Annotated in this window: 6 protein-coding genes and 1 other RNA gene; 4 read left to right on the top strand and 3 right to left on the bottom strand. The window is 50.9% G+C overall.

What is annotated here, in order from left to right; all coding sequences use genetic code 11:
- Nucleotides 1-199: 199 nt before the first annotated feature.
- The 3 genes from ssrA to ilvA all read right to left on the bottom strand — a co-directional run bounded on the left by ssrA (nucleotide 200) and on the right by ilvA (nucleotide 2,800).
- Nucleotides 200-565: a transfer-messenger RNA gene (gene ssrA, locus G465_RS15455) on the bottom strand.
- A 37-nt stretch (nucleotides 566-602) separates the two neighbouring features.
- Nucleotides 603-1,274, bottom strand: coding sequence for an HAD family hydrolase (locus tag G465_RS0108385; protein WP_022654028.1), 672 nt, complete (start codon nucleotides 1,272-1,274; stop codon nucleotides 603-605).
- Nucleotides 1,271-2,800 (bottom strand): threonine ammonia-lyase, biosynthetic, encoded by a 1,530-nt coding sequence (gene ilvA, locus G465_RS0108380; RefSeq protein ID WP_022654027.1) that lies wholly within the window; start codon nucleotides 2,798-2,800, stop codon nucleotides 1,271-1,273. The genes G465_RS0108385 and ilvA overlap by 4 nt, the downstream gene beginning before the upstream one ends.
- 139 nt (nucleotides 2,801-2,939) lie before the next feature.
- Between ilvA and G465_RS15775 the strand changes: the two genes are divergently transcribed.
- Genes G465_RS15775 through G465_RS14070 form a run of 4 tightly spaced genes read left to right on the top strand, consistent with a single transcriptional unit; the run spans nucleotide 2,940 to nucleotide 6,381 of the window.
- Nucleotides 2,940-3,092 (top strand): hypothetical protein, encoded by a 153-nt coding sequence (locus G465_RS15775; RefSeq protein WP_022654026.1) that lies wholly within the window; start codon nucleotides 2,940-2,942, stop codon nucleotides 3,090-3,092.
- Nucleotides 3,093-3,132: 40 nt separating this feature from the next.
- Nucleotides 3,133-4,143: a porphobilinogen synthase gene (gene hemB / locus G465_RS0108370; RefSeq protein ID WP_027405311.1), complete on the top strand. Its 1,011-nt coding sequence runs from the start codon at nucleotides 3,133-3,135 to the stop codon at nucleotides 4,141-4,143.
- Between the two features lie 11 nt (nucleotides 4,144-4,154).
- A complete protein-coding gene (locus G465_RS15770) occupies nucleotides 4,155-4,379 on the top strand; it encodes a hypothetical protein (protein WP_052165426.1) in 225 nt (74 codons plus the stop codon).
- The gene (locus G465_RS14070) at nucleotides 4,366-6,381 is read left to right on the top strand and encodes a CHASE2 domain-containing protein (protein WP_052165424.1); all 2,016 of its coding nucleotides are present in this window, start codon (nucleotides 4,366-4,368) and stop codon (nucleotides 6,379-6,381) included. The genes G465_RS15770 and G465_RS14070 overlap by 14 nt, the downstream gene beginning before the upstream one ends.
- Nucleotides 6,382-6,387 lie beyond the last annotated feature (6 nt).

The raw sequence follows: 6,387 nt of genomic DNA, 5'->3' as shown, positions 1-6,387 counted from the left end.
CCGAACTGCCGCACAGGCAGCTTAGAAAATCGGTCTAACTGCTTTGCAGTCATACAACAGCCGAACTGCCGCACAAGCAACTTAGAAATAGGGAACTGTGACTCTGCCTCAATATGAAACCCGAACTGCCGAATAGGCAGCGGAATCATCCGACAAACAATAAAAAAAGGGCTTGGAAATTATCCAAGCCCTTTTCAGATGGTGGAGCTGGCGGGAATTGAACCCGCGTCCGAAAGTCCTCTACGGTGAGATCTACATACTTAGCCGTGTCATTTGGATTTAACCAAAGAACCCGCCGACGGGCAGGCTGGTTTTTGGCGAGTTACCTAAAAGTTTCGCTGAGAGTCAAGTAACCCGACCAACAGCTAGCTGATGAAAAATGACACTGCAGCGGTTTGACCCACCCGACCCATCAGCAGATCGTTGCAGTGTCTAGCGGCGATTAAGCGGCTAGAGCGTAAGTTTCGTCGTTTGCGACTATTTTTTTTCAGCGTTTTACGGGGTATCTGAAATCCCGGTATGCCCCCATCCGCTTTGCAACCCCCGTCGAAACCAAGTCAGCCCCGAAAACTGGATCATGCAAGCGCATGTGAAGAGAAGGATTATAGCCCTAACTTGGGCAACAAAGCCAGTAAATCAAGTGGTGCCGCAATCGAAAAATCCGCCTGCCACAAATCTGGTTGTTCATCTGCCGCAATATAGCCATACCGCGCCAGCACCGTTTTCATTCCTGTAACCTGTCCGGCCTGAATATCCCGCTCCGCATCACCCACATACCAACACTGCTCCGTCGCACAACCCACCTGTGCAGCAGCATGACGCATCGGCGCAGGGTCGGGTTTGGGGACACCAACAGTATCACCACTGACTACCACCGCCGGTGGTACGGTAAAGCCTAACTCAGGCACCAAACGATCGGTAAACCGCATCGGTTTATTGGTGACAATCCCCCACGCTAAACCCTGTTCAGCCAAAGCCTCAATCAGTGGATTGACACCATCAAATAACACCGTATCCACAGCGAAGTGTTCATCATACAAATCTAAAAATCGTTGCCGCAGTGGTTCAAACTCTGGGTGGTCGCGGTCGATACCAAACCCCAACCGAATTAAACCTCGGGCACCGTGGCTGGCAATGGGGCGAATGGCGGCATGGGGTTGTGGTGGGCGATCGTGTTCAGCTAACAACGCATTTAATGCCCAACCCAAATCTAGCGCGGTATCGGCTAAGGTGCCATCGAGATCAAACAACACCGCAGTGAAAGACGCGCTCATGCCGACAATCCTTTTAGCTGCCCCAAGAATAGGCGATACGCAGGGTTATCGGTTTCTTCAATATAGGGATAACCGAGGTTTTCTAAGAAATGCTGAAAATCAGCCAATTCATTCTGTGGCACCTGCACCCCCACCAACACACGACCATAGTCGGTGCCGTGATTGCGGTAGTGGAACAGGCTAATGTTCCAATCCGTACGCATGGCCGCCAAAAATTTCATCAATGCACCGGGCCGCTCGGGGAACTCAAAACGCAACACACGCTCATTCAATGCCGGTGCATGGCCACCCACTAAATGGCGAATGTGCAGTTTTGCCAGTTCGTTGTCTGTTAAATCCACCGCAGCAATACCGCTGGCAGCCAACTCATTCAGAATCACGTCGGTATCGCGGCGGTCTTCAATTTGCACCCCGACAAACACATGCGCCTGACTGGCATCGCCATAACGATAGTTAAATTCGGTGATATTGCGGCGACCGACTAAGGAACAGAATTGCTTAAAGCTACCAGGTCGTTCGGGAATCGAGACCGCAAAAATCGCTTCACGTTGTTCGCCCAACTCCGACCGTTCAGAAACATGCCGCAAACGATCAAAGTTCATATTGGCGCCACAGGCCACCGCGACCAAGGTTTGGTTTGCCAGCTCTTCACGCTCAACATAGGCTTTTAGTCCAGCTAAGGCTAAAGCACCGGCGGGTTCTAAAATCGAGCGAGTGTCTTCAAACACATCTTTGATTGCTGCACAAATGGCATCGGTATCGACACGGATAATTTCATCTAATAAATCACGACAGAGGCGGAAGGTTTCTTCACCCACCAATTTCACCGCCGTACCATCGGAAAACAAACCAACATCTTTTAATTCAACACGATGACCGGCTTCGATTGAACGCGCCATCGCATCAGAATCATAGGTTTGCACCCCAATCACACGGATCTCTGGTTTGAGCCGCTTGATATACGCTGCCACCCCAGCAGCCAATCCACCGCCACCAATCGCCACAAATACGGCATGAATTGGCCGCGTGTGTTGGCGCAAAATTTCCATGGCGATAGTGCCTTGCCCAGCAATCACATCAGGATCGTCAAAGGGTGGAATATACGTTGCGCCGGTTTTACGGGTCAGTTCAACCGCATGTAAATAGGCATCAGAATAAGAATCGCCATGCAACACCACCTTGCCACCGCGCCGGCTGACAGCATCGATTTTGATTGCAGGTGTGGTCTGTGGCATCACAATCGTGGCTTCACAGCCCAGCTTTTGTGCCGACAGCGCCACGCCTTGAGCATGGTTGCCGGCGCTGGCGGTAATCACACCACGGGCTAACTCTTGGCTACTGAGTTTAGCCATTTTGTTATAAGCACCGCGAATTTTGAACGAGAATACCGGTTGAAGATCTTCACGTTTTAATAAAACGGTATTGCCAATGCGGCGAGATAGATTCGGTGCAGGATCAAGCGGGGTTTCCGTTGCGACATCGTACACATGGGATGTCAGGATACGTTCAAGATAATCTGTGATCATGATAGTCAGCAAAAGAGGTGAACAAATTGTGCAGTTGCAACAAGCATAACAGGATTTTGTTGTGTCGATGGCCAAATAGCTGACGAAATTGCACGATGCCAGCTGTAAATTTTCATTAAAATTATCAAGATTAGTTAAAATGTCTCTTTTACAAGAAACTTGGTTTTGGGTGTGGATTATTGCAGCACCGATTATCACGGTGATAGGTATTTTGGCGCGGTTGGCGCGACGCGAACCGCCGCCTCGTTTGCCACCCACCACAAAACTACCCCCAACAGAAGAGGACGACTAAACTGGCGGCTTTATGTGCCTGAGTTTGAGAAAGGATGACCATGTTTTTTCCACAACGCAGCTTTCCCGCCACCCGTTTTCGTCGGATGCGACGGGATGATTTTTCACGCCGCTTAATGCGTGAAAACACGTTAACCAGCGATGACCTCATTTATCCGGTGTTTGTATTGGAAGGCAACGGACGGCGGGAAGCAGTCAGTTCGATGCCTGGGGTATATCGGCAAAGTATTGATGAGCTATTAAAAACGGCTGCCGAAGCAGTCGCCTTGGGCATTCCAGCATTAGCTTTATTTCCGGTGATTGAATCGGGCAAAACCCCCGATGGTGATGAGGCATACAACCCAGATGGATTGGTACCGCGCACCGTGAAAGCCCTAAAACAGGCTTTTCCTCAGCTGGGTGTCATCACCGATGGCGCACTCGACCCTTATACCAGTCATGGTCAAGATGGCCCGATTGACGAAAATGGCTATGTCTTAAACGATAAAACCGTATCAATTTTGATAAAACAGGCGCTATGTCATGCCGAAGCAGGGGCAGATGTGGTTGCGCCCTCGGACATGATGGACGGTCGCATTGGTGCGCTGCGTCATGCGCTGGAACAGGCTGGACATATTCATGTGCGGATTTTGTCGTATGCTGCCAAATACGCCTCTGCTTTTTATGGCCCGTTCCGTGATGCAGTTGGCTCGGCAGGTAACCTCGGCAAAGCGGATAAAAAAACCTATCAGATGGATCCTGCCAACCTCAATGAAGCCTTGCATGAAATCGCAGCCGACTTGCAAGAAGGGGCGGATATGGTGATGGTGAAACCTGGGATGCCATATTTAGATGTAATCCGGCGAGTGAAAGATGAGTTTGCTGTACCGACTTACGCTTACCAAGTGTCAGGCGAATATGCCATGCTCAAAGCAGCCGCCCAAAATGGCTGGCTAGATGAAGAAAAAGTCATGTTAGAGAGCCTAATGGCCTTCAAACGTGCTGGGGCAGATGGGATTTTGACCTATTTTGCCTTAGATGCCGCACGCGCCTTACAAAGTCGAACCGCCTGAGGATATTGGTTATGACCACCACTCACACCCGCCCCCAATCGACCCAATTGCTGATGTGGCAACGCCTAGCCAGTGTTGCGCTGTTGGTATTGGTACTCGGGCAGATGCTGGGTTGGTGGTCATCGATGGCGCTACAGCGTTTAGAATGGCTGAGCTATGACCTACGGGTGCAGGCTACTCTATCCGGTGCAAAAGACCCCTCGCTGGTCATTATTGATATTGATGAAAGAAAATAGTTTGAAAGAAGTCGGCCAATGGCCGTGGTCACGAGAAAAAGTAGCTGAATTGGTCGCTGCTTTATTTGAGCGGGAACAGATCAGTTTATTGGGTATGGATACTGTGTTTGCCGAGGCAGAAGGTGATGTTTTAGCCCAGCGTTGGCAACGCCATCAAACCCGCCATCCGCAGTTAGCCAATATCCCGCCGCCGCCGTCAGGGGATGAAGTTTTCGCCGATACACTCAAACGCTATCCGGTGGTGATGGGGTATTACTTTCAAACTCGTAAAGCAGCAGGCGACCCCGATTCATCTGGAGGCCTACCCTCTCCAGTTTCAATGACCAATCCACCGGCACAATTGCAACAAATTGCTTGGCCGCAACCAGAGCGCTACACCGGCAACCTCAAACTATTGCAGCAAGCCGCCGCCGGTGGCGGTTTCTTTGACAATCCGATGGTGGATGACGATGGTGTGTTTCGGCGAGTGCCGTTGTTACAACGCTGGCAGGACGGTTGGTACCCTAGCCTACCCTTGGCAATGTTTCATCAGCTATTGGGGCAACCGGCGATTACTGCAGAAATTGTGCAGGGCGGAGGCCAAGCGCAGTTAGAGGCCCTTGATGTTGGCGGCTTTCGGATTCCGGTCGATGGTCATGGCGCAGTGCTTGTACCGTACTTTGGTCAGCGTGGTCATTTTGACTATATCCCTGCGGCAGATGTCTTGGCTGGACGGGTCAAAGCAGGGCGATTAAATGGTGCAGTGGCAATTCTTGGTTCCTCTGCCCCCGGTTTGTTAGACCTACGGGCCACCCCAGTACAAAGCGTGTATCCCGGGCCAGAAATTAACCTGAGCGTATTGGCTGGCTTATTACAGCAAAACTTCCGATCTGCACCGCCGTGGGTGTTTGGAGCGGAGTTTATGGCTTTACTCTCGCTGGGTCTGGTCATGACTTGGCTCTACCCAAAACTGTCTGCTCTGCCTTTATTTAGCGGTAGTTTGGTTTTATTGGCGGCGTGGGTTGGGGGCAATCTGTGGGCATGGCAACAAGGGTGGCTGTTGCCGCTTGCGTCTGGCTTGGTGTTACTGATTGGGCTGATGCTGTTACATCTATTGTTTAACCTATGGCGAGAAAGTCGCGAGAAAAGCTGGGTAACACAGTGTTTTGGGCAGTATGTCCCACCTGAGTTGGTGGAAGACATGATGGATAAACCAGAGGCGCTGGGCTTGGAAGGCGAAGAACGTGAACTGACGGTGTTGTTTTCTGATGTACGTGGTTTCACCAGTTTTTCCGAGAAAATCCCACCGGCCCAGTTAACAACGGTGATGAACCGCCTGTTATCGCCACTCACCCGCGCCATTCACGATCATCGGGGCACGATTGATAAGTATATGGGCGATGCCATTATGGCGTTTTGGGGGGCGCCGCTGCGCGATACCGACCACGCCCGCCATGCCCTAGAAGGGGCATTTGCAATGCAAAAAGCCTTACATGACATCAATCGTGAATTTACTGCCGAGGGTTTACCCGCGCTGGCGATGGGTATTGGTCTAAACAGTGGGCCAATGAACGTCGGCAACATGGGCTCAAACTTCCGGATGGCGTATACCGTATTGGGGGATAACGTCAATCTCGGGTCTAGGATCGAAGGCCTCACCAAACCCTATGGGGTATCAATTTTAGTCAGTGAAACCACTGCTGCTTTAGTCCCCGATTGGTCGTATCGACAAGTGGACAAAGTCCGCGTAAAAGGCCGCAGTCAACCGGTATGGATTTTAGAACCGCTTGGCCCTAGCAACAGTCTTACCGCCACACAACAACAGCAACTACAGCAACACCAAGCTGCACTGCAGGCGTATCACCAAGGCCAATTTGCCGAAGCACAGCATATATTTGCTGCGTTGTACGAACAAGATAGCCATAACAAATTGGCCGCGATTTATCTGGAACGCGCACAACATTACTTATCCACTCCACCCGCAGCTGATTGGGATGGGGTTTGGACACACACTGAAAAATAAGTACAT

Source organism: Aquaspirillum serpens DSM 68, from assembly GCF_000420525.1.
In the GTDB taxonomy this organism is placed as follows: Bacteria; Pseudomonadota; Gammaproteobacteria; order Burkholderiales; family Aquaspirillaceae; genus Aquaspirillum; species Aquaspirillum serpens.
The sequence above is the reverse complement of the archived record's forward strand: the minus strand, read 5'-3'. Positions and strand labels throughout refer to the sequence as shown.